19 protein-coding genes and 2 tRNA genes are annotated in these 21,933 nt (G+C 69.0%); 7 read left to right on the top strand and 14 right to left on the bottom strand.

The window, feature by feature from the left end; genetic code table 11:
• Positions 1–77: 77 nt before the first annotated feature.
• Positions 78–150: transfer RNA gene (locus ACZ42A_RS14320), tRNA-Ala, on the bottom strand.
• 183 nt (positions 151–333) lie between these two features.
• Between ACZ42A_RS14320 and ACZ42A_RS14315 the strand changes: the two genes are divergently transcribed.
• Positions 334–882 carry a helix-turn-helix domain-containing protein gene (locus tag ACZ42A_RS14315; protein WP_468527475.1) on the top strand — a complete coding sequence of 183 codons (549 nt, stop codon included), beginning with the start codon at positions 334–336 and terminating at the stop codon, positions 880–882.
• A 147-nt stretch (positions 883–1,029) separates the two neighbouring features.
• Positions 1,030–2,484, top strand: a complete 1,455-nt coding sequence (locus ACZ42A_RS14310; protein ID WP_468527474.1) for a serine/threonine-protein kinase — start codon at positions 1,030–1,032, stop codon at positions 2,482–2,484.
• Here the strand turns inward: ACZ42A_RS14310 and ACZ42A_RS14305 are convergent.
• Together ACZ42A_RS14305 and ACZ42A_RS14300 are read right to left on the bottom strand one after the other, a co-directional pair.
• Positions 2,471–3,778, bottom strand: a complete 1,308-nt coding sequence (locus tag ACZ42A_RS14305; protein WP_468527473.1) for an RAD23 family protein — start codon at positions 3,776–3,778, stop codon at positions 2,471–2,473. The genes ACZ42A_RS14310 and ACZ42A_RS14305 overlap by 14 nt on opposite strands.
• Before the next feature lie 233 nt (positions 3,779–4,011).
• Positions 4,012–4,140 carry a DLW-39 family protein gene (locus ACZ42A_RS14300; RefSeq protein ID WP_003999697.1) on the bottom strand — a complete coding sequence of 43 codons (129 nt, stop codon included), beginning with the start codon at positions 4,138–4,140 and terminating at the stop codon, positions 4,012–4,014.
• A 339-nt stretch (positions 4,141–4,479) separates the two neighbouring features.
• Between ACZ42A_RS14300 and ACZ42A_RS14295 the strand changes: the two genes are divergently transcribed.
• The gene (locus ACZ42A_RS14295) at positions 4,480–4,851 is read left to right on the top strand and encodes a DUF6344 domain-containing protein (RefSeq protein WP_468527472.1); all 372 of its coding nucleotides are present in this window, start codon (positions 4,480–4,482) and stop codon (positions 4,849–4,851) included.
• Positions 4,852–5,015: 164 nt separating this feature from the next.
• Here ACZ42A_RS14295 and ACZ42A_RS14290 read toward each other — a convergent pair whose 3' ends face one another.
• The 11 genes from ACZ42A_RS14290 to dnaA all read right to left on the bottom strand — a co-directional run bounded on the left by ACZ42A_RS14290 (position 5,016) and on the right by dnaA (position 19,388).
• Positions 5,016–5,627: a DUF6518 family protein gene (locus ACZ42A_RS14290; RefSeq protein WP_468527471.1), complete on the bottom strand. Its 612-nt coding sequence runs from the start codon at positions 5,625–5,627 to the stop codon at positions 5,016–5,018.
• Between the two features lie 118 nt (positions 5,628–5,745).
• Positions 5,746–6,207 carry a lactococcin 972 family bacteriocin gene (locus ACZ42A_RS14285; RefSeq protein WP_468527470.1) on the bottom strand — a complete coding sequence of 154 codons (462 nt, stop codon included), beginning with the start codon at positions 6,205–6,207 and terminating at the stop codon, positions 5,746–5,748.
• A 362-nt stretch (positions 6,208–6,569) separates the two neighbouring features.
• Positions 6,570–6,646 (bottom strand) — tRNA-Ile (locus tag ACZ42A_RS14280).
• A gap of 101 nt (positions 6,647–6,747) precedes the next feature.
• On the bottom strand, positions 6,748–7,506 hold the full coding sequence (locus ACZ42A_RS14275) for a DUF3566 domain-containing protein (protein WP_468527469.1): 759 nt from the start codon (positions 7,504–7,506) through the stop codon (positions 6,748–6,750).
• 18 nt (positions 7,507–7,524) lie between these two features.
• Positions 7,525–10,119: a DNA gyrase subunit A gene (gene gyrA, locus ACZ42A_RS14270; protein ID WP_468527468.1), complete on the bottom strand. Its 2,595-nt coding sequence runs from the start codon at positions 10,117–10,119 to the stop codon at positions 7,525–7,527.
• Positions 10,120–10,161: 42 nt separating this feature from the next.
• A complete protein-coding gene (gene gyrB, locus ACZ42A_RS14265) occupies positions 10,162–12,234 on the bottom strand; it encodes a DNA topoisomerase (ATP-hydrolyzing) subunit B (protein ID WP_468527467.1) in 2,073 nt (690 codons plus the stop codon).
• 413 nt (positions 12,235–12,647) lie between these two features.
• Positions 12,648–13,178: a DciA family protein gene (locus tag ACZ42A_RS14260; protein WP_468527466.1), complete on the bottom strand. Its 531-nt coding sequence runs from the start codon at positions 13,176–13,178 to the stop codon at positions 12,648–12,650.
• Positions 13,175–14,296 (bottom strand): DNA replication/repair protein RecF, encoded by a 1,122-nt coding sequence (gene recF, locus ACZ42A_RS14255; RefSeq protein WP_468527465.1) that lies wholly within the window; start codon positions 14,294–14,296, stop codon positions 13,175–13,177. Before recF ends, ACZ42A_RS14260 begins: the two co-directional genes overlap by 4 nt.
• A gap of 79 nt (positions 14,297–14,375) precedes the next feature.
• Entirely contained in the window at positions 14,376–15,251 is an 876-nt protein-coding gene (gene gnd / locus ACZ42A_RS14250) for a phosphogluconate dehydrogenase (NAD(+)-dependent, decarboxylating) (protein WP_468527464.1), read from the bottom strand.
• Positions 15,252–15,430: 179 nt separating this feature from the next.
• The gene (gene dnaN / locus ACZ42A_RS14245; protein WP_166000453.1) at positions 15,431–16,561 is read right to left on the bottom strand and encodes a DNA polymerase III subunit beta; all 1,131 of its coding nucleotides are present in this window, start codon (positions 16,559–16,561) and stop codon (positions 15,431–15,433) included.
• A gap of 859 nt (positions 16,562–17,420) precedes the next feature.
• Positions 17,421–19,388: a chromosomal replication initiator protein DnaA gene (gene dnaA, locus ACZ42A_RS14240; RefSeq protein WP_468527463.1), complete on the bottom strand. Its 1,968-nt coding sequence runs from the start codon at positions 19,386–19,388 to the stop codon at positions 17,421–17,423.
• Positions 19,389–19,783: 395 nt separating this feature from the next.
• Between dnaA and rpmH the strand changes: the two genes are divergently transcribed.
• Genes rpmH through yidC form a run of 4 tightly spaced genes read left to right on the top strand, consistent with a single transcriptional unit; the run spans position 19,784 to position 21,933 of the window.
• On the top strand, positions 19,784–19,921 hold the full coding sequence (gene rpmH / locus ACZ42A_RS14235; RefSeq protein WP_003956500.1) for a 50S ribosomal protein L34: 138 nt from the start codon (positions 19,784–19,786) through the stop codon (positions 19,919–19,921).
• Between the two features lie 21 nt (positions 19,922–19,942).
• A complete protein-coding gene (gene rnpA / locus ACZ42A_RS14230; RefSeq protein ID WP_365757026.1) occupies positions 19,943–20,314 on the top strand; it encodes a ribonuclease P protein component in 372 nt (123 codons plus the stop codon).
• On the top strand, positions 20,311–20,661 hold the full coding sequence (yidD, locus tag ACZ42A_RS14225; RefSeq protein ID WP_468527462.1) for a membrane protein insertion efficiency factor YidD: 351 nt from the start codon (positions 20,311–20,313) through the stop codon (positions 20,659–20,661). Before rnpA ends, yidD begins: the two co-directional genes overlap by 4 nt.
• 3 nt (positions 20,662–20,664) lie before the next feature.
• Positions 20,665–21,933 carry a membrane protein insertase YidC gene (gene yidC / locus ACZ42A_RS14220; RefSeq protein WP_468527461.1) on the top strand — a complete coding sequence of 423 codons (1,269 nt, stop codon included), beginning with the start codon at positions 20,665–20,667 and terminating at the stop codon, positions 21,931–21,933.

Raw genomic sequence — 21,933 nt, 5'->3', positions numbered from 1 at the left:
CCGCCCCCGTGTCCACCGGAAACGGAAAAAAGCCCCTCCAACCAGCGTTTCCGCAGGTCAGAGGGGCTCTGGAAGTGTGGAGCCTAGGGGAGTCGAACCCCTGACATCCGCCATGCAAAGACGGCGCTCTACCAACTGAGCTAAGGCCCCGGAAGGGAGACGTCCGGCCCGGAGGAACTTCATCCGGCGGGCGCCGCAGACCAGAGTAGCGGGTCGCCCCCGGTATCTCGCAAAAAGATTGGGGGGTCCCCGTGAACGACCACTCTCCGTAAGATGCTCGGCGTGGTTCGCTACAGCGAACCGCGGTTTTTGGGGAAGCGATGGGGAGACGCAATGGACGCCGCACAGCAGGAAGCCACCGCAAGAGCGCGGGAACTGCAGCGGAACTGGTACGGGGAGCCGTTGGGGGCGCTCTTCCGTAAGCTCATCGACGATCTTGGTCTCAACCAGGCTCGTCTCGCGGGGGTACTGGGACTGTCCGCACCGATGCTGTCGCAGCTGATGAGCGGCCAGCGGGCGAAGATCGGCAACCCTGCCGTGGTCCAGCGGGTGCAGTTGCTCCAGGAGCTGGCCGGGCAGGTCGCGGACGGCAGCGTGAGCGCGGCCGAGGCCACCGAGCGCATGGAAGAGATCAAGAAGTCGCAGGGGGGCTCGGTGCTCAGCAACACCACGCAGACGACCACCAGTTCGGGCGCGCCCACGGTCAAGCGGGTGGTCCGCGAGATCCAGTCGCTGCTGCGCTCGGTGGCGGCCGCGGGCGACATCATCGACGCCGCGGACTCCCTCGCCCCGACCCACCCGGAACTGGCAGAGTTCCTCCGGGTCTACGGCGCGGGCCGCACCTCCGACGCGGTCGCGCACTACCAGTCCCACCAGAGCTGAGCCGCCGGCCCGGTCGCCGAAGGGGTGCGGCAGCCGGGCCACCGCCCCGAGGACGGGACGACCACGGAAACAGGGGGAAAACCGAGCAACGGGGGAATGCAAGGGGGGGAACGCACGGGGGCCGAGGGGGAGGAGCGGCGCACAGCGATGGGTGAGGTCTTCGCCGGTCGGTACGAACTGGTCGATCCGATCGGGCGCGGAGGGACCGGCGCCGTCTGGCGCGCCTGGGACCACCGGCGCCGCCGTTATGTCGCCGCCAAGGTCCTTCAGCAGAGCGACGCGCACTCGCTGCTCCGCTTCGTCCGCGAGCAGGCGCTGCGGATCGACCACCCTCATGTGCTGGCCCCCGCGAGCTGGGCCGCCGACGACGACAAGGTGCTGTTCACCATGGACCTGGTCGCCGGCGGCTCGCTGGTCCATCTCGTCGGGGACTACGGCCCGCTGCCGCCGGCCTTCGTCTGCACCCTGCTCGACCAGCTGCTGTCCGGGCTGTCCGCGGTGCACGCCGAAGGCGTGGTGCACCGGGACATCAAGCCGGCCAACGTCCTGCTGGAGGCCACCGGGACGGGTCGGCCGCGGCTGCGACTGTCCGACTTCGGCATCGCGATGCGGTTCGGCGAGCCACGGCTGACCGAGACCAACCTCGTGGTGGGCACGCCCGGTTACCTCGCGCCGGAGCAGATGATGGGCGCCGAGCCGGACTTCCCCGCGGATCTGTTCGCGGTGGGGCTGGTCGCGCTGTATCTGCTGGAGGGCGCCAAGCCGGACGTCAAGGCGCTGGTGGAGTACTTCGCGGAGCACGGGACGCCGGGGGCGCCCAAGGGCATTCCCGAGCCGCTCTGGCAGGTCGTGGCCACGCTGATCCAGCCGGACCCGCATGCTCGCTTCCGCACGGCCACAGGGGCGCGCAAGGCGCTCGCCGCCGCCACGGAACTCCTGCCGGAGCCCGGCCCCGACGACGAGCTGATCGAGATCTTCGACCAAATCGGGCCGCTGCCGGACGGATTCGGGCCGGACGGTCCGCTGAAGCTCGTACCTGGCGTGCGGACGGACTTCCGCCCGAGCGCCGCTAGGAGCAACGGCGACGCGGACTACATGTCCGGCTCCATGGACGGCTCCTTCTCCGCCTCCGACTCGGCGTCCGGTTCCGGCTCCGGCTCCGCCTGGCCCGGCACGGTCTCCGTGACCTCCGGGACGAGCGCCCGGCGTCCTCCGGCGAATCCACGCCAGGAAGCCCCACAGGGCCCGCGGCCCCCCACCATGTCGGACACCGGCAGCTTCCATCTGCCGCCCCCACAGCCCGCGCAGCCCCCTCAGCCCCATCAGCCCCTGTACGAACCCAGCCACGTCCTCTCCCCCCAACCGCAAGCCCCGCTGCCGTACCCGGCGCCGCCGCCTCCGCAGCAGCAGCCCGCCGACGCCTCTACTGCTTCGTACACCGCTCGGGACCCGCAGGTTCCACTCCCCGAGCAGAAAATCTCCGGACGCCGCTCGCACGCCGCCACCCGCCGCTCCGGGCCTCCCGCCAAGGTGGCGATCCCTCTCGTGCTCCTGGCCCTGGCCTGCTACGCGGTCGGCTTCTGGGCGCTCACCCAGATGTGAGGTCTGCCTTCCGGGTCTGGACCGCACCCACCGCAGAACGCCGCCCCCGCACCGTCCACACCGCCAGCCCCGCCAGAATCGCGGTCCCCGCGCCGAACCCGCCCACCGCGACCGCCGGCATCGCGGCCCCGCCTCCCGAAGCCCCGCCCGCCGCGGCCGCCCGCTCCCCGTCCGACAGGTCGAAGAGCCCCTCGGGCACGGACCGGCCGGCGTAGAGGGGGCCGTCCTGCGGCTCCCCCTTCACCCGTACGCGCAGGGTCAGCCCGAACGGCCCAGGGCCCACCTCCTCGGCGACAGCGGACGCCAGGTGGACGACGAGGTAGTACGAGCCGGCGAACCGCATCCCGCGCACCCGGTCGGTCGCCGCGTACCGGTTGGCGTATCCGACCGGCGGCAGCGGATCGAGCGTGGCCGACTGCTGTCTGCCGTCGTAGCCGGTGCCCACGTCGTCGACGAGGGCGCGCACTGGGTTGTGGAGGGCCAGGTTCAGCGCCGCGACGGCGTAGTCGTGGTCGGTGCCGTTCGCGCTGCCCAGTTCTGCCGTGGCGTAGAGCTGTTGGCCCCAGTCGACCGGGATCTCGTAGAATAGCGTCTGTCCCGGCTCGATGCCGGCGGTCCAGACGCCCTGCCCCACGGTCGCCGCCGAGGCGAACCCCGCGCCGCCGGGCCGTCGCTCGGGTTCGTCGCCGGGCGGCGCGGGGGAGGCGGAGTCCCAGACCTTCGGCGCGCTGGTGGCAGCGGCCTGCGCCGGGCGCGGTTCGGTGGCGACGGTGAGTTCCAGCTCCCAGGACTCCGGCGCCGAGCCCGCCGTAGCGCTCGTATCGCCGCTGCCGCCGGATCCGACGCGTTCGACGACGACGTAGTACGTCCCGGAGCCCTCACATCGCGGCCTGCCCGCCTCACGGGCGCCCCACGCGGTGACCGGATGCGGGCTGCGGGAGGCGCCCACGGTCGCGCTGTCGTAGGAGCAGGAATGGCTGTCGGTGTCCTGCACGGAGACCTTGATGCCGTCGGAGGCGGCGACGGTGGCGGTGGGGTCGGGTACGGCGGTGGCGGAGACGTACGCGCTCGATGTGGCGTCGAGGTCGAGGCGGTAGTAGGCGACTCCGTCGGCCGGGAGGGTGCTCCGGTAGGTGCCGCCGGGCTGGAGGAGAGCGGCGTCGGTGGTGCTCGTCGCGGCGGGTACGGACCGGGCGTCCGCCGCGAAGGCATACCCCCGCCCGCCGGAGTCCGCCACCGCGGGAGGCGCCGCCAGTGGGGCCAGCACGCCCCATATCACTCCGGTGACGGCCACGCGCGCGCGTACCGCCGATGAACAACACCACCTCACGCGGGCCCCCTTACCCAGGCGTCAACACCGTCCACACATGAAACCCAGACCACACAGGAAACGCAGACCACAGAAGAAACCCGAGACCACACGAGAGCCCTGACCACCAGGAACCCGAAGACACACGAAACCCCGACCGCAACGGCGGCCGGGGTCTGTTCAGACTGTTCCGAGTGCTCGGAAGGGTATGTCGGTGGTCACGAACCCGTGGGCACGGAGTCAGTCGCCTCCGTCCACAGATCCTGCTCGGCGCGATCCGCCTGGATCTGGCGGTACACGAGGAGCCCGCCGATGGCGGCCAGTGCGACCAGGAGAAGCTTCTTCACCGCGCGACCTCGTCTTTCCTTGACGTAGGGGACCTCTGGCGCCCGACTATACACACCGACCGATATCGATCGGTGACCTGCGCCCCGGGCTCAACTCCCGCTCGGCGCACCGCCGTAGAAGCGGAAGTAGCCACTCCGATCTGAGGGTGATCACACCCTCACGTTCGGTGAAATCGCCGCCGTTTCTCCCGCCGGCCGGACTTTTCCAGCCCCCATGCGCCCATCCGAGTGGTGTTGATCTGAACATCGACGCGCCACGGGCGTCGGTCCACCACTTCGCGGCCCCCATACACATCATGAGGAAAGTACGCAAATCGCCCAACCCGAAAGTGAGGGGCCATGGCCCGCACCACGGTCATGAAGCTGTGGACCGCCTTCGTCACCGCCGTCCTCGCGCTGTGCACGGCGCTCGGACTCGTCACCACGACCGCCGCCGCGGCCGTACCGCAGACCGACTCCGCCCGCAACAGCGGCACCGGCGCGACCGCCCCGGTCACGACACCGGCGATGTCCCCCTGGGCCTGGTCCCACGCCAGGTCCCTGCCCCCCACGATGAAGCAACGGATCCGGGCCGAGGCCCACGGAGCGTCCCCGAGCTGCCGGCACCGCCCCCTCGCCGACGCCGTCCCGGCGACCGCCGACTGCGCTCCCCTGACCGACGAGTCCCCGGCCGAGCCGGACGAGCCCGCCGCGCCACCTCTCCAGCGCTGAGCGCCGCTCCCGCACCCGCCCGAACCCGATCCTCTGTCCTCCGACCCTGTCAGCACGGCGAACTGCGTACCGCCCTCACGAAGCGGCCCGGTCACCCCTCGGTGACCGGGCCTTCGTGCGTCCGAGGCCACCCCCGGCAAGGGATCGGCACATGGAGACGCCCTTCACCCCGCATGGCTTACCGACGCCCGCCCCTTCCACAGCGCCTTGACGACCAGAGCGATGACAGCGGCTATCGCCACTATCCGCGTGACCTGCCACATGGTCACCACCAGCTGGTCCTGCAGAGGAGCCGGATGGGCCAGGCGCAGGGTGGTCTCGGCCACGACCACGACAGGCACCAGGAGTTGGGAAAGGAGACGGAAGGGACCGCTGAGTGACGTCCTCCCGGCGATCCCGCAGACGGGCCCCAGGAGGCAGGCGAACACGCCCCACAGCCCGATCATGGACATCAGCTCGCCCCACGCGAAGTACTCGGTCTTCCCGGTGGGGTCGCTGAGGTCCGCCTTCAGGTAGTCGCCCTGAGCGGCCTTCGTCAGGTAGTAGGCCGACACGCAGACCCAGAGAGAGGCGACGCCGAGGACGGCAGCCCCTCTTTTCGAATGGCCCGCCATTCCGGCCACATAGGCGACCGCGGCATACGCCCACCCGGCACTCAGCGTGTCGGAAGCAACCTGGCTCACCTGTCCGCTCACCGGCCCGAGCAGGGGGCCGAGAATTCCCACGGCTGCGGGAATTGCCAGAACCAGTGTCAATCTCAAGAAGGAGGAACGCACGAACACAACCTTGCAGTGGGGGGATGTGAGCGAGCAAAAACGATCCATGTCCTGGCCGCCACCGCCGAGACGGCAGTCGACCAGGACATGGATCAGCGCGCCGGATCAGGCGCCGTGTTTAGTAGACGCCCCAGTAGGCGTTGCAGGTGTGGGCGGCACCGGCCTTCTCGTAGGCCTTGGCCCAGATGTCCTTCTCCCGAATGTCCTTGTCGGTGGCGTTGGCGATGGCCACGCTCGCCGAGTGCTTCTTCGTCGGGTGAATGTAGTTCGAGTAGCAGCCCTTGTAAGCACCGTCCAGGGTGGTGCCGTAGGTCCAGGTCCCGCCGCCCTTGCTCACCCGGGGGGTCTTCAGGCCCTTGGCGCCGGCGGGGAAGCTCACCACGCCCCACTCCTCGGGCTTCTCACCGTTCGGACCGATGAGCTCCGCCGGAGGCTTGGCACCGCTGTCCGCGGTGAACGTGCGGACCTGCACCGGAGCCGGGGACGAGCCGGCCGCGGTCGCGGGCGCCGCCGCGGTGAGCGCCCCAATGAAAGCCGTCGCAGTCGCGGCGATGGCTATCTTCGTCACGGACTTGTTCATTTTTTTATTAACTCCCCGTAGGAAAAAGGGCTGCTTGGTCCGTGCGGATATCGCACACAGCCCTTGATCACCTTGCAGTGATCAAGATCCACTGTAAACGATCTTTGTAAGAAATTCTCACGGGATTTAAGACATATATTCGGGCAAGCCTCCCCGTTTCGGGGCGAAGGCTGCGCCTGACCGATGCGGTCATCCAGGGGTCCCTGGCGTCGCACGTCGATGGGTCCCTGGCGCCGCACGTCGATCACGCACGGGCGGCCCGCAGGCTGATCATGAGCCGTGCATGCGCGGGCGACGAGCCGGTCGATCCTCGGGCCAGACGCCGAAGACCCCCGGTCCATCCGGACCGGGGGTCTTCGTGTTGGTGGGGCTAACAGGATTTGAACCTGTGGCCTCATCCTTATCAGGGATGCGCTCTAACCAACTGAGCTATAGCCCCGCCGCGCTCTGCGGTGTGTGTCCCGCGCGCTGACTCCTGAAGATTAGCGCACGACCGGCCCAGTCCCAAAATCGATAGCCGTCGAGGGTTTGAACCCCGGCTCACTCGTCCTCGGCGAGCGTCAGCTCGACTCCACCCACGAAGCCCGCGGAGAGGTTGTAGATGAAGGCGCCGAGGGTGGCGAGGGCGGTCGCGAGGACGACGTCGATGACCGCGATGATCGAGGTGAAGAGCAGAACGTTGGGCAGGGACAGGAACGCCTGGAGGTCGAAGCCGTTCGACTCGTTGGAGCCGGTCGCCTCGGAGATGGTGCCGCCGACGGTCGAGAAAACGCCCATCGCGTCCATGACCATCCACAGCACGGCCGCCGCCACGATCGTGCAGATGCCCAGCGCGATCGACAGCAGGAAGCTCACCTTCATGACCGACCACGGGTCGGCCTTCGCCACCCGCAGCCGCGCCTTGCGGACGCGCGGCGTGGTGCGCGCCCCGGTGCGCGGCCGGCGTACGGCGGCGCTCCCCGCCGCGCTCTGCGCCCCCTGCTCCTGCGCGGGGTACGCCTGCGGCGGGTGGTAGGGCCCGGAGGGCTGCTGCGGCTGCCGTTCCCCCGGCAGCGGCGAGGCCCCCGGCTGCTGGGTCTGCGGGCCTCGGGTGTCCGTCACAGTTCCCCCCTGGGATCCATGCGTGTCAGGCGAGGGCGAGTCCTTCGCACTCTTCGAAGGCGACTTGATCGCTTGCAGATTGGTCGTCTGCGGATCCGTCACCTGCGCGGCGGAGCCACGGCCGCCGCCGTCCGCTTCCTGACCGGTCGTACGACCCGTCGAGGTACCGGCCGATCCGGCGCCCGTGGCTCCGCTCACGCTGACTCACTCCTCGTGCTACTCGGTCGAGGGCGCCTCACCCTCGTCCGTGCCGGTGGTCGCGGCACCCTCGGCGGTCTCGTCGACGGCCACGTCGCCGTCGACCTCCTCCGCCTCGCGTCCCGCCTCGGCGTTACGTGCGATGCCGACCACAGCATCGCGCTTGCCCAGATTGATCAGTTGGACGCCCATGGTGTCACGGCCCGTCTCCCTGACCTCGTTGACTCGCGTGCGAATCACACCGCCGGACAGCGTGATGGCGAGGATCTCGTCGGTCTCCTCGACCACCAGCGCACCGACGAGCGAGCCGCGGTCCTCGACGATCTTGGCGGCCTTGATGCCGAGGCCGCCGCGCCCCTGGACGCGGTACTCGTCGACAGCGGTCCGCTTCGCGTACCCGCCGTCGGTGGCAGTGAACACGAACGTACCGGGTCGAACAACATTCATCGAGAGCAGTTCGTCTCCCTCGCGGAAACTCATGCCCTTGACGCCCGAGGTCGCGCGGCCCATCGGGCGCAGCGACTCGTCCGTCGCCGTGAACCGGATCGACTGCGCCTTCTTGCTGATGAGCAGCAGATCGTCGTCGGCCGAGACCAGCTCGGCGCCGATCAGCTCGTCGTCCGAGCCGTCCTCGCGCTCACGGAGGTTGATGGCGATGACACCACCCGAGCGGGGGGAGTCGTAGTCCTTCAGAGGGGTCTTCTTCACCAGGCCGGCCTTGGTGGCCAGGACCAGGTAGGGCGCCGCCTCGTAGTCGCGGATCGCCAGGATCTCGGCGATCGCCTCGTCCGGCTGGAAGGCCAGCAGGTTGGCGACGTGCTGACCGCGCGCGTCGCGGCCGGCGTCCGGCAGCTCGTAGGCCTTCGCGCGGTAGACCCGGCCCTTGTTGGTGAAGAACAGCAGCCAGTGGTGCGTGGTCGAGACGAAGAAGTGGTCGACGATGTCGTCTTCCTTCAGCTTCGCGCCGCGTACGCCCTTGCCGCCGCGCTTCTGGGCGCGGTAGTCGTCCGTCTTGGTGCGCTTGACGTAGCCGCCGCGCGTGACGGTGACGACGATGTCCTCCTCGGCGATCAGGTCCTCGATGGACATGTCACCGTCGTAGGGCACCAGCTGGGTCTTGCGGTCGTCGCCGTACTTCTCGACGATCGCGGCGAGCTCCTCGCTGACGATGCCGCGCTGGCGGACCGGCGAGGCCAGGATCTCGTTGTACTCGTTGATCTTCGCCTGGAGCTCGTCGTGCTCCTGGACGATCTTCTGCCGCTCCAGGGCCGCCAGCCGGCGGAGCTGCATCTCGAGGATCGCGTTGGCCTGGATCTCGTCGATGTCGAGGAGGTCCATCAGGCCGCCGCGCGCGATCTCGACGGTCTCGCTGCGCCGGATCAGCGCGATGACCTCGTCGATGGCGTCCAGGGCCTTGAGGAGGCCGCGCAGGATGTGGGCGCGCTCCTCGGCCTTGCGCAGCCGGAAGCGCGTGCGGCGGACGATGACCTCGATCTGGTGCGTCACCCAGTGGCGGATGAAGGCGTCCAGGGAGAGGGTGCGCGGCACGCCGTCGACCAGCGCCAGCATGTTGGCGCCGAAGTTGGTCTGCAGGTCGGTGTGCTTGTACAGGTTGTTCAGGACGACCTTGGCGACCGCGTCCCGCTTGAGGACGATCACCAGGCGCTGGCCCGTACGGGACGACGTCTCGTCGCGGACGTCCGCGATGCCGCCGATCTTGCCGTCCTTCACCAGGTCGGCGATCTTCTGCGCGAGGTTGTCCGGGTTGACCTGGTACGGCAGCTCCGTGACCACCAGGCACTGGCGGTTCTGGATCTCCTCGACCTCGACGACCGCGCGCATGGTGATCGAGCCGCGGCCGGTGCGGTACGCCTCCTCGATGCCCTTGCGGCCGACGACGAGCGCGCCGGTCGGGAAGTCGGGGCCCTTGATGCGCTCGATCAGCGCGTCCAGCAGCTCCTCGTGCGAGGCCTCGGGGTGCTCCAGGTACCACTGGGCGCCGGACGCGACCTCGCGCAGGTTGTGCGGCGGGATGTTGGTCGCCATGCCGACCGCGATACCGGCCGAGCCGTTGATCAGCAGGTTCGGGAAGCGGGAGGGCAGGACGGTCGGCTCCTGGGAGCGGCCGTCGTAGTTGTCCGTGAAGTCGACGGTCTCCTCGTCGATGTCGCGGACCATCTCCATCGACAGCGGCGCCATCTTGCACTCGGTGTACCGCATGGCCGCGGCCGGGTCGTTGCCCGGGGAGCCGAAGTTGCCGTTGGAGTCGACGAGCGGCATGCGCATCGCCCAGGGCTGGGCGAGACGGACCAGAGCGTCGTAGATGGAGCTGTCGCCGTGGGGGTGGTAGTTACCCATGACGTCGCCCACGACACGCGCGCACTTGTAGAAGCCGCGCTCGGGGCGGTAGCCGCCGTCGTACATGGCGTACAGGACGCGGCGGTGGACGGGCTTGAGGCCGTCCCGGACGTCCGGCAGCGCACGCGAGACGATGACGGACATCGCGTAGTCGAGGTACGAGCGCTGCATCTCCGTCTCGAGCCCGACGGGCTCGATCCGCATGGCGATGTCGCCGCCCTCTTCAGGGGTGACAGGGGTGTTCTCGTCGGCCATTGCTGGTGAGGATCCTTCCTGGTGCGGTCAGCTGAGACCGACTCAGATGTCGAGGAAGCGGACGTCCTTGGCGTTGCGCTGGATGAACGCGCGGCGGGCCTCGACGTCCTCGCCCATCAGGACCGAGAACAGCTCGTCGGCCTGGGCGGCGTCGTCGAGGGTGACCTGGCCGAGGACGCGGTGCTCCTGGTCCATGGTCGTTACGCGCAGCTCCTCGGCGTTCATCTCGCCGAGGCCCTTGAAGCGCTGGATCGAGTCCTCGCGGATGCGCTTGCCGCGCTGGCGGCCCATCTCGATCAGCGCGTCGCGCTCGCGGTCGGAGTACGCGTACTCGACGTCCTCCCGGCCCCACTTGATCTTGTAGAGCGGGGGACGGGACAGGAACACATGGCCCGCCTCGACCAGCGGCCGCATGAAGCGGAACAGGAAGGTCAGCAGCAGCGTGTTGATGTGCTGGCCGTCGACGTCGGCGTCCGCCATCAGGATGATCTTGTGATAGCGCAGCTTCTCGATGTCGAAATCCTCGTGGACTCCGGTGCCGAAGGCCGAGATCAGCGCCTGGATCTCCTGGTTCTGCAGGATCTTGTCGATCCGCGCCTTCTCGACGTTGAGGATCTTGCCGCGGATCGGGAGGATCGCCTGGTACTCCGGGTTGCGGCCGGACTTGGCCGAGCCGCCGGCGGAGTCACCCTCGACGATGAAGATCTCGCACTTGGTGGGGTCGTTCGACTGGCAGTCGGAGAGCTTGCCCGGCAGGGACGCCGACTCCAGCAGGCCCTTGCGGCGGGTCAGGTCGCGGGCCTTGCGGGCCGCCACGCGCGCGGTGGCCGCCTGGATGCCCTTGCGGACGATGTCCGCGGCCTCGACCGGGTTGCGGTCCAGCCAGTCGTTGAGGTGCTCGTAGACCGCCTTCTGGACGAAGGTCTTCGCCTCCGTGTTGCCCAGCTTGGTCTTGGTCTGGCCCTCGAACTGCGGCTCGCTGAGCTTGACCGAGATGATCGCGGTCAGACCCTCGCGGATGTCGTCACCCGTGAGGTTGTCGTCCTTCTCCCGCAGCAGCTTCTTGTCGCGCGCGTACTTGTTGATCAGGTTCGTCAGCGCCGCGCGGAAGCCCTCTTCGTGGGTGCCGCCCTCGTGGGTGTGGATGATGTTGGCGAAGGAGTAGACACCCTCGGTGTAGCCGCTGTTCCACTGCATCGCGACTTCGAGGGAGAGGCTCCTCTCCTTGTCCTCCGCCTCCAGGTCGATGACGGTGGGGTGCACCACGTCTCCCTTGCGGGAGTTCAGGTACTTCACGAAGTCGACGATGCCGCCCTCGTAGTGGTACGTGACGGTCTTGGGCTCGTCCGTCTCGTCCGCGCCCGCCTCGTCCGCGCCGGACGTGGCCTTCGCCGACTCGCGCTCGTCGGTGAGCTTGATGGTCAGTCCCTTGTTCAGGAACGCCATCTCCTGGAAGCGGCGCGAGAGCGTCTCGAACGAGTACTCGGTGGTCTCGAAGATGTCGCCGTCGGCCCAGAAGGTGACCGAGGTGCCGGTCTCGTCGGTGGCCTCGTGCTTGGCCAGGGGGGCGGTCGGAACGCCCATCTTGTAGTCCTGCGTCCAGCGGTGACCGTCGGTCTTCACCTCGACGGAGACCTTGCTGGAGAGGGCGTTCACGACCGAGACGCCGACGCCGTGCAGACCACCGGAGACCGCGTAGCCACCGCCGCCGAACTTGCCGCCCGCGTGGAGCACGGTCAGCACGACCTCGACGGCCGGCTTGCCCTCGGACGGGACGATGCCCACCGGGATGCCACGGCCGTTGTCGACGACGCGGACGCCGCCGTCGGCGAGGATCGTCACCTCGATCGTGTCCGCGTGCCCGGCCAGCGCCTCGTCGACGGAGTTGTCGACCACCTCGTACACGAGGTGGTGCAGGCCGCGCTCACCGGTGGAACCGATGTACATACCGGGTCGCTTGCGGACCGCGTCCAGACCCTCGAGGACGGTGATGGCACTGGCGTCGTAGGACGCAGCGACGGAGGCCTCGGCGCGTGCGGCCATGGCCTCGGTGGACGGGATGTTCTCGTTGGGGTTGCCGGAATCGGCCACGAAGCGCCCTTTCTGGCACAGCACGAGCCGGGCTCGTCGGCGGGTTGCCGGAGCGGCTGCGGCATGTTGCGTTGGTAAGCCTTGATCAGCGTTGCTCAGCGTTTCCCGGGCGGTCCCCACGTTCGGGGCGGGATTGTCTTCCAGTCTACCGGTAGCACTGACAGTGATGGGGGTTTGCCGGTACCTGAGTCCTCATGTGCCGCCCTGAACCGTCCTCGATCGGGTCCCGATATGCGGATGGGGGCTCCAAGAGGCTCACAGAGGCACCCAGCGCTTCGAGGTGTCAACCCTTGGCTACTCAGCGGTCAGGTCCGAATTCGCATGCGCGTGCGGTTGTACGACAAGACAGTGACTGCTGTGGAAAAGGGGACCTGTGGGGTGCGGTGACGTGAAGTCGGTCACGTGCGCCCGATGAAACGCCGAGGGAGCGCGCGGACTCAGCCGTAGGTGTCGCCGGGACCGGTGCTGCCCGGAGCGCGCAGGGGGCCGTAGCGGCGAGCCGGGCCGCCCGGGCCCAGCACCTTGATCATCCGGACCGCGCCATGGCCCAGGTCCTCGTTCAGCCGGGCCACCAGCTGCGGGGCGAGCAGCCGCAGGTTCGTCGCCCAGGCCGTGGAGTCGCAGCGCACGACCAGCACCCGCTCGTCCTCGTCATACCGCTCCGGGACGCAGTGCTTGGCCAGGTCCTCGCCGACGATCTCCGGCCAGCGGCCCATCACCCCGCCCACCGCGGCCGGCGCCTCCCAGCCGCGCTCGGTGATCAGCCGGTTGATCGCCGCGCCGAGCGCCATCGGATCGCGGCCGTCGGCGCGCGCGCCGGAGCGCAGGCCGCCGCCGCGGCGCGCCTGCTTCTTCTGCTGCGCCGCGTCCCCACGCGCGCGTGCCGCCTCCTTCGCCGCCCGCAGCGCCACGCGCGCGAGGTCGACGCCGGAGGGCTCGGGGGGCCTCTTCGGTTCCCGGTCGGTCATACGCGTTCCACCGTCCCGCCGGACACCGCGTACCGTGCCCCGGTCAGCACGCCGGGTACGTCGTCGTCGACCGCGGCCGTCACCAGCACCTGCTCGCCGGGCGCGACCAGCTCGGCCAGCCGCTCGCGGCGGCGGGCGTCCAGCTCGGCGAAGACGTCGTCCAGGATCAGCACCGGCTCGTTGCCCTCGGCGCGCAGCAGGTCGTAGGAGGCCAGACGCAGCGCCAGCGCGTAGGACCAGGACTCGCCGTGGGAGGCGTAGCCCTTGGCGGGCATGTCGCCGAGCTTGAGCAACAGGTCGTCGCGGTGCGGTCCGACGAGGGTGACGCCCCGCTCGATCTCCTGCTTGCGGGCCTCGGCGAGGGCGGCCATGAGCTGCTCGAACAGCGCCTCGCGTGTATGCGCCTCGCCCGGCGCGGACGGCTTGTACTCCAGGGCGAGCGGGCCGCCGCCGGGGGCCAGCTGTTCGTACGCCTTGTCGGCGAGCGGCTGGATGGCGCTGATCAGGTCCAGGCGCTGGGCGAGCAGTTCGGCGCCCGCGCGGGCGAGGTGCTGGTCCCACACGTCGAGGGTGGACAGGTCCATCGAGCGGCCGCCGTGGCGGCGGGCCAGCGCGGCCGTCTTCAGGAGCGTGTTGCGCTGCTTCAGCACCCGGTCGTAGTCCGAGCGCACGCCGGCCATGCGCGGCGAGCGGGCGGTGATCAGCTCGTCGAGGAAGCGCCGGCGCTCGCCCGGGTCACCCTTGACCAGCGCCAGGTCCTCCGGCGCGAACAGGACGGTGCGCAGGATGCCGAGCACATCGCGGGGCCTGACCTGCGAGGACCGGTTGATGCGGGCGCGGTTGGCCTTGCCGGGGTTCAGCTCCAGCTCGACCAGCTGTTGCCGGTCACCCTGCCGGACCTGGGCCCGGATGATCGCCCGCTCGGCACCCATGCGGACGAGAGGCGCGTCGGAGGAGACGCGGTGGCTGCCGAGGGTGGCGAGATAGCCGACGGCCTCGACCAGGTTCGTCTTGCCCTGGCCGTTGGGGCCGACGAACGCCGTGACGCCCGGGTCGAGCGGGACCTCGGCCCGGGCGTACGAGCGGAAGTCGGCCAGCGACAGATGCGTGACGTGCATGTCGTTCGCCGACCTCCTCCGGCGTGGTCACCCCGGGTTCTCCCCGGAGCTGTCGCCCCGGGTTTCCCCAGGGTGTGGATTACTTCTTCTCGACCGCGTGGCCGCCGAACTGGTTGCGCAGCGCGGCGATCATCTTCATCTGCGGCGAGTCGTCCTGGCGCGAGGCGAACCGCGCGAACAGGGAGGCCGTGATCGCGGGCAGCGGCACGGCGTTGTCGATGGCGGCTTCCACAGTCCAGCGGCCCTCGCCGGAGTCCTGTGCATAACCGCGCAGCTCGTCCAGGTGCTCGTCCTCGTCGAGGGCGTTGACCGCCAGGTCCAGCAGCCAGGAACGGATGACCGTGCCCTCCTGCCAGGAGCGGAAGACCTCGCGGACGTTCTCCACGGAGTCGACCTTCTCCAGCAGCTCCCAGCCCTCGGCGTAGGCCTGCATCATGGCGTACTCGATGCCGTTGTGGACCATCTTCGCGAAGTGGCCCGCGCCGACCTTGCCGGCGTGCACCGAGCCGAAGTCGCCCTCCGGCTTGAGCGCGTCGAAGATCGGCTGCACCTTGGCGACGTTCTCCTTGTCGCCGCCGTACATCAGCGCGTAGCCGTTCTCCAGGCCCCACACACCGCCGGAGACACCGCAGTCGACGAAGCCGATGCCCTTGGCGGCCAGCTCGGCGGCGTGCTTCTCATCGTCCGTCCAGCGGGAGTTGCCGCCGTCCACGACGATGTCGCCGGGCTCCAGCAGCTCGGCGAGCTGGTCGATGGTCGACTGGGTGGCCTCACCGGCCGGGACCATGACCCAGACCACGCGCGGGCCCTTGAGCTTGCCCACAAGCTCTTCCAGGCTGTGGACATCGGCGAGGTCCGGATTGCGGTCGTATCCGACGACGGTGTGGCCCGCGCGGCGGATCCGCTCGCGCATGTTGCCGCCCATCTTGCCGAGGCCGACGAGACCGAGCTCCATCAGTTGTGTTCCTTAGGTGTCCTAGGTGGCGTGTCGGTACGGCCGTGCCGGGCGGTTTCCCGCCACGGCACCGTCGTACCTGTGTCCGAGCCTAAACCCGGACGCTCGTGCACACCTGTGGGCATAAGCGCTCATCCGCACACACGCCCTGACCTGCGGTTTCCGCTGTGGAAGGACCGTCAGCCGCTGAGCCGGACCGGCATGATCAGGTACTTGTACGCCTCGTCCGCCTCCGCGTCGAGCGCCGGCTTGCCGCTGAGCAGCGCGGGCTTGGTGGACGTGGTGAAGGACAGCTGGGCGACCGGGGAGTCGATCGCGCTCAGACCGTCCAGCAGGAAGGTCGGGTTGAAGGCGATCGAGATGTCGTCGCCCTCCAGCTGGGCGTCGACCCTTTCCACAGCCTGTGCGTCGTCACTGGAGCCGGCCTCCAGGATGAGCACGCCCTGCTCGAAGCTGAGCCGCACCGGGGTGTTCCGCTCGGCGACCAGGGCCACACGCTTGACGGCCTCCACGAAGGGGGCGGTCTCGATCACGGCGACGCTGTTGAACTCCGTCGGGAACAGCGTGCGGTACTTCGGGAGGTCGCCCTCCAGCAGACGCGTGGTCGTCCGGCGGCCCGCGCCCTCGAAACCGATCAGACCCTCACCCGCGCCCGAGCCGGAGAGCGCCAGGGTGACGCTGTCGCCGGCGCCCAGGGACTTCGCGGTGTCCAGCAGCGTCTTGGCGGGCACCAGGGCGACCGCGGACGCGTCCGGGTTCTCCGGCTTCCACAGGAACTCGCGGACCGCGAAGCGGTAGCGGTCGGTGGAGGCCAGCGTGACCGTGTCGCCCTCGATCTCGATGCGCACACCGGTGAGGACGGGCAGCGTGTCGTCGCGGCCGGCGGCGATGGCGACCTGTTGCACGGCGGAGGCGAAGACCTCGCCCGGGACGGTGCCCGTGGCGTTCGGCATCTGCGGCAGCGCCGGGTACTCCTCCACAGGCAGGGTGTGGAGGGTGAAGCGGGAGGAGCCGCAGACCACGGTCGCCCGTACACCGTCTGTGGAAATCTCCACCGGGCGGTTGGGGAGCGCCCGGGAGATGTCGGCGAGCAGACGGCCGGAGACCAGGACCGTGCCCTCCTCCTCGACCTCGGCCTCGACGCTCACACGCGCGGAGACCTCGTAGTCGAAGCTGGACAGGCTCAGCTGGCCGTCCTCCGCCTTCAGCAGCAGGCCGGCGAGGACAGGCGCCGGCGGACGGGCCGGGAGGCTGCGCGCCGCCCAGGCCACTGCCTCCGCGAGTACGTCGCGTTCCACCCGGATCTTCACCGTAAGCCGCCTCCTGCTGTTGCCGGCGCTTCTCGCCCTGCTTCGCCTTCGTCGTCTGTCTCGGTGTCGCCGGCCCCGGCTAGGGGAAGGACACCGGGGACCAGTCTGACGCACCGCACTGACAGTAGGTGCCTCTCGGGGTCAAGTCGTACCGAGGGGCAGCCGGGCGGCGAAGAGCGAGTTGTGCACAGGACCCTCTTCGAAACGGATTCCGGGCTCTCTATGGTCGTTCGTAGTAGTAGGGCCTGTGGATACCGTGGATAACCACGTTTGCCCAGCTCAGCGCGGAGGTTTTGTCCACGGGCCCTGTGGGCGGTGCCGGTGGACAACCCGGGGTCTCTGTGGAGAAAAGAAAGTTCTGCACACCCCGTGCACAGGCGGGGGCGAGTTCTCCCCAGCGCCGTCCCCAGCTTTACCCATCTTTCCCACAGCCCAACCCGGCACCTTTGTGTGACGGCTTTCACTCGACGCGGTGAGGAGGTGCGTCGCGTTGCCGAACAGTGGACAGCCATGTGGAGAAGCTGGGGATCGCTGGGGACAACCGCCCCCAGGCTGTGGGTTGCCCGTGGACAACTCCGTGCACAGCTTGTGGACCGCCGCGTTGTCCACAAGCTGTGGAGATCGTTCGTCCACGGATCCACAACCAGCTGACCTGGTCTGATGGTCTTTCAACAGGGTTGCCTGTGGACGCGATCTGGACAACTTCGCAGTCCCCAGTGTGTGGACGGAAGAAAGTCACCGAATCTGTGGAGAGTGGCCGTAACCCGGCAGGTAATCGAACAACCGGCGACCGCGGCATGAAGAAGGGCGCCCCGGGGATCTCGTCCCGGGGCGCCCTCGACGCCGTGCGGAAGGCCTCTCAGCCGTTCTTGATGCGGTTCGTCAGCTCGGTCACCTGGTTGTAGATGGAGCGCCGCTCGGCCATCAGATTGCGGATCTTGCGGTCGGCGTGCATCACCGTCGTGTGGTCCCGGCCGCCGAACAGCGCGCCGATCTTCGGCAGGGACAGGTCCGTGAGCTCACGGCACAGGTACATGGCGATCTGCCTCGCCGTGACCAGCGCGCGCCCGCGCGAGGTGCCGCACAGGTCCTCGACGGTCAGCCCGAAGTAGTCCGCCGTTGCGCCCATGATCGCCGTCGACGTGATCTCGGGCGCGGAGTCCTCGCCGCCGGGGATCAGGTCCTTGAGGACGATCTCCGTCAGGCCCAGGTCCACCGGCTGCCGGTTGAGCGACGCGAACGCCGTCACCCGGATCAGCGCGCCCTCCAGCTCACGGATGTTGCGCGAGATCCGGGACGCGATGAACTCCAGCACCTCCGGCGGCGCGTTCAGCTGCTCCTGCACCGCCTTCTTGCGCAGGATCGCGATCCGCGTCTCCAGCTCGGGCGGCTGGACGTCGGTGATCAGCCCCCACTCGAAACGGTTCCGCAGCCGGTCCTCCAGCGTGACCAGCTGCTTCGGCGGCCGGTCGGAGGACAGCACGATCTGCTTGTTCGCGTTGTGAAGCGTGTTGAAGGTGTGGAAGAACTCCTCCTGCGTCGACTCCTTGTCCGCCAGGAACTGGATGTCGTCGACGAGCAGGATGTCCATCTCGCGGTAGCGCTTGCGGAAGCTGTCACCCTTGCCGTCGCGGATGGAGTTGATGAACTCGTTGGTGAACTCCTCCGAGCTCACGTACCGCACGCGCGTGCCCGGGTAGAGGCTCCGCGCGTAGTGCCCGATCGCGTGCAGCAGGTGCGTCTTGCCGAGCCCGGACTCGCCGTAGATGAACAGCGGGTTGTACGCCTTCGCGGGCGCCTCGGCGACGGCCACCGCGGCGGCGTGCGCGAAGCGGTTCGAGGCGCCGATGACGAAGGTGTCGAAGAGGTACTTCGGGTTCAGCCGCGCGGTCGGCTCGCCGGGACCGGCCGCCGGAGCGGGCTGCGCGGCCAGCGGGCCGGGGGCGCCGCTCCCGGAGGGCAGCGCGGTGCCGGCCGGGCCGCGGTGCACGGGACCGCCGGACGGAGGCTCGGGCAGCTCACGACGACCGTGCTGGTCGTAGTCGCCGCGCGGCGGCTCGTAGTCACCGCGCGACTGCTCGTAGTCGGCGCGCTGCTGGTCGTACGGCGGGCGCTCCATGCCCTGCGGGCGGTAGTCCTGGGACGGCGCGCCGTAGCCCTCGCCCGGCTGGCCGCCGTAGCCCTTGGTGTCGGAGGACCCGTAGGTGTCGTTCCCGGAGGACCCGTACGTCTCCTTGGCGGGCGGCCCGTAGGAGTCCTGGGCGTGCGAGCGGTACGCGTCCTGCGGCGGCGTCGCGTACGGGTCCCGCTCGGGGAAGCCGAGACGCGGCTGCTGCCAGCTGTACTCGTCCTGGCCCGGCCGCGGCCAGGCGCCCGGCTCGGGGCGCTGGTACTCCGCCGGGTAGGCGGGGCGGGCGGCGGGGAGCTGGTCGTCGGTGCCGGGGAGCGGCTCCGCGCGGTGGCGGCCGTAGCCCTCGTACGGGCTCGACGGGAGCTCGGGCTCCTCGTAGCGCGGCTGGGCGGGCGGCGTCGGCGGGGCCGGCGGCTCGCCCGCGGAGTCGTCGACGGTGATCGCGATACGGATCGGGCGGCCGCACTCGCGGCTCAGCGTCTCGCTCACGACCGGGGCGAGGCGGCCTTCGAGCACACCCTTCGCGAATTCGTTCGGTACGGCGAGCAGCGCGGTGTCGGCGACCAGCGCGAGGGGCTGGCAGCGCCGGATCCAGTGCTCGTCCTTGGCCTCGACACCCTGTCCGCGGCCCTCACCGAGAAGCTGCTCGAGAACGCGTGGCCACACTGCGGCAACATCGGCAGGTACGTCAGCCACAGGACACGCTCTCTCACAGGTCCCACGAACGTGTGGTTGTGGGACGGGTCGGGATGTAAATCGGGGTGGGTAGGGATAAGGGAACGAATCGGAGTCCAGCCACGGTAGTCAGGGCGACCCGTGCGGTTCAAGTTGTTGTCCCCAGCCTGTGGATAGTGTCCCTCACTCGCCGCCGGTTTGACCGGATGGCGTAGCCGCGCGTACCGTAACCAGGTCGAGTTGTCGATGGCTGCTGCCGCCTGCCTCCGATGGGCACAGATCACGTCTCCGCAAGCGCGGGGGTAGTCCGGTGATCGGAAAGCGGTGCACTCGGGCGTAACGCGAGCTACTCGTGGGCGCACGGTGACAGCCAGGACGGCACCCCGCCACCACCGATTTCTTTCTGGAGCCCCCGAGTGAGCAAGCGCACCTTCCAGCCGAACAACCGTCGTCGCGCGAAGACCCACGGCTTCCGGCTGCGTATGCGCACCCGTGCCGGCCGCGCGATTCTCGCGTCCCGCCGTAGCAAGGGTCGCGCCCGTCTGTCCGCCTGATCCCGGTCAGGTCATGACGTCGTGCTGCCCACCGAGAACCGGCTGAGGCGGCGCGAGGACTTCGCGACCGCGGTACGACGAGGACGCCGGGCCGGACGCCCGCTCCTCGTCGTCCACCTTCGAAGCGGTGCCACGGACCCGCACGCGCCTGGGGAGAGCGCTCCCCCGACGCGTGCGGGTTTCGTCGTGAGCAAGGCCGTGGGCGGTGCGGTCGTGCGCAACAAGGTGAAGCGCAGACTTCGCCATCTGATGCGCGATCGAGTCGCCCAGCTTCCCCCCGGTAGCCTGGTAGTCGTACGTGCGTTGCCCGGTGCGGGTGACGCCGACCACGCCCAACTGGCCCGAGACCTGGATGCCGCCCTTCAGCGGCTGCTGGGAGGGGGTGCGCGATGAAGTACCCGCTGCTGGCGCTGATCAAGCTCTACCAGTGGACCATCAGCCCGCTGCTCGGGCCGGTGTGCAAGTACTACCCGTCGTGTTCCCACTACGGCTACACGGCCATCGACCGGCACGGGGCTCTCAAGGGCACCGCGCTCACGGCCTGGCGCATCCTGCGTTGCAATCCGTGGTCGCTGGGCGGCGTGGACCATGTCCCGCCGCGCAAGCGTCCGCGGTGGCACGAGATGCTCCGCAACGCCTGGCGCGCACGCAAGGGCGGGCCCTCCGCCGCCGAAACGGCCACCGAAGACAATGTCTCGAGCCCGGCCGCAGAGACCTCGTCCCATGCCCAAGGAGCATGATTAGTGGACACGATTGCCAGCCTCTTCAGCTTCATCACCACACCCGTCTCGTGGGTCATCGTCCAGTTCCACTCGCTGTACGGTGCGATCTTCGGCCCTGACACGGGCTGGGCCTGGGGCCTGTCCATCGTGTCCCTGGTGATCCTGATCCGTATCTGCCTGATCCCGCTCTTCGTGAAGCAGATCAAGGCGACCCGGGCCATGCAGACGCTCCAGCCGGAGATGAAGAAGATCCAGGAGCGCTACAAGAACGACCGGCAGCGCCAGTCCGAAGAGATGATGAAGCTGTACAAGGAGACGGGCACCAACCCGCTCTCCTCGTGCCTTCCCATCCTGGCGCAGTCCCCGTTCTTCTTCGCCCTGTACCACGTGCTCAACAGCATCGCGTCGAACGACACCATCGGTGTGATCAACGAACGGCTGCTGGAGAGCGCGCAGAAGGCCCACATCTTCGGTGCCCCGCTCGCCGCGAAGTTCACCGACAGCTCCAGCACGGTCCAAGAGCTCGGCTCCTCGCTCACCGATGTGCGGATCGTCACCGCGCTCATGATCGTCCTGATGTCGCTGTCGCAGTTCTACACGCAGCGCCAGCTGATGATGAAGAACGTCGACACGACGGTGAAGACGCCGTTCATGCAGCAGCAGAAGATGCTGATGTACGTCTTCCCGATCATCTTCGCCGTCTTCGGCATCAACTTCCCGGTCGGTGTCCTCGTCTACTGGCTGACCACCAACGTGTGGACCATGGGCCAGCAGATGTACGTCATCCACAACAACCCGACCCCGGGTTCCAAGGCCCAGGCCGCCTACCTGGAGCGCCTCTACAAGCACGTCACGCACCACGGCAAGACCCGCAGCCGGCGTGAGCGCGCCATCGTCAAGGCCATCGTCGCCAAGGGCCGCGACCGCAACGACTACGAGCGCAAGTTCATCAACGGCCTCAGCAAGGCCGGGCTCGCCGCCCAGGCCGACGGTTCCGTGGTGAAGAGCGAGGCCACCGTCGTCGCCGAGACCGAGGACGGTACGCCCACCACCGCTGCCGCCAAGCGGCAGCAGCCCAAGCGGCAGCCCAAGTCCAAGCGTCAGGCCGCCCCGCCCAAGCCGGCCGGTGGCGGCGAGAAGACGTCGCTGATCAAGTCCGACGAGCCGGAGGACGGCACGTCCACGGGCTCGACCGGGAAGGCGGCGCCCAAGTCCGGCGGCGGCCGAAGCCGGGCCCAGTCCGGCCAGCGCAAGGGTCCGCAGCGGCCCAAGTCCCCCTCCAAGAAGTAA

It is taken from the genome of Streptomyces sp. NPDC030838 (genome assembly GCF_055572035.1).
The sequence above is the reverse complement of the archived record's forward strand: the minus strand, read 5'-3'. Positions and strand labels throughout refer to the sequence as shown.

Coding starts and splice junctions, on each gene's coding strand:
- ACZ42A_RS14315 (WP_468527475.1), top strand. CDS start 334: ATGGACGCCGCACAGCAGGAAGCCACCGCAAGAGCGCGGGAACTGCAG.
- ACZ42A_RS14310 (WP_468527474.1), top strand. CDS start 1,030: ATGGGTGAGGTCTTCGCCGGTCGGTACGAACTGGTCGATCCGATCGGG.
- ACZ42A_RS14295 (WP_468527472.1), top strand. CDS start 4,480: ATGGCCCGCACCACGGTCATGAAGCTGTGGACCGCCTTCGTCACCGCC.
- ACZ42A_RS14285 (WP_468527470.1), bottom strand. CDS start 6,207: ATGAACAAGTCCGTGACGAAGATAGCCATCGCCGCGACTGCGACGGCT.
- gyrA (WP_468527468.1), bottom strand. CDS start 10,119: ATGGCCGACGAGAACACCCCTGTCACCCCTGAAGAGGGCGGCGACATC.
- ACZ42A_RS14260 (WP_468527466.1), bottom strand. CDS start 13,178: ATGACCGACCGGGAACCGAAGAGGCCCCCCGAGCCCTCCGGCGTCGAC.
- recF (WP_468527465.1), bottom strand. CDS start 14,296: ATGCACGTCACGCATCTGTCGCTGGCCGACTTCCGCTCGTACGCCCGG.
- gnd (WP_468527464.1), bottom strand. CDS start 15,251: ATGGAGCTCGGTCTCGTCGGCCTCGGCAAGATGGGCGGCAACATGCGC.
- yidD (WP_468527462.1), top strand. CDS start 20,311: ATGAAGTACCCGCTGCTGGCGCTGATCAAGCTCTACCAGTGGACCATC.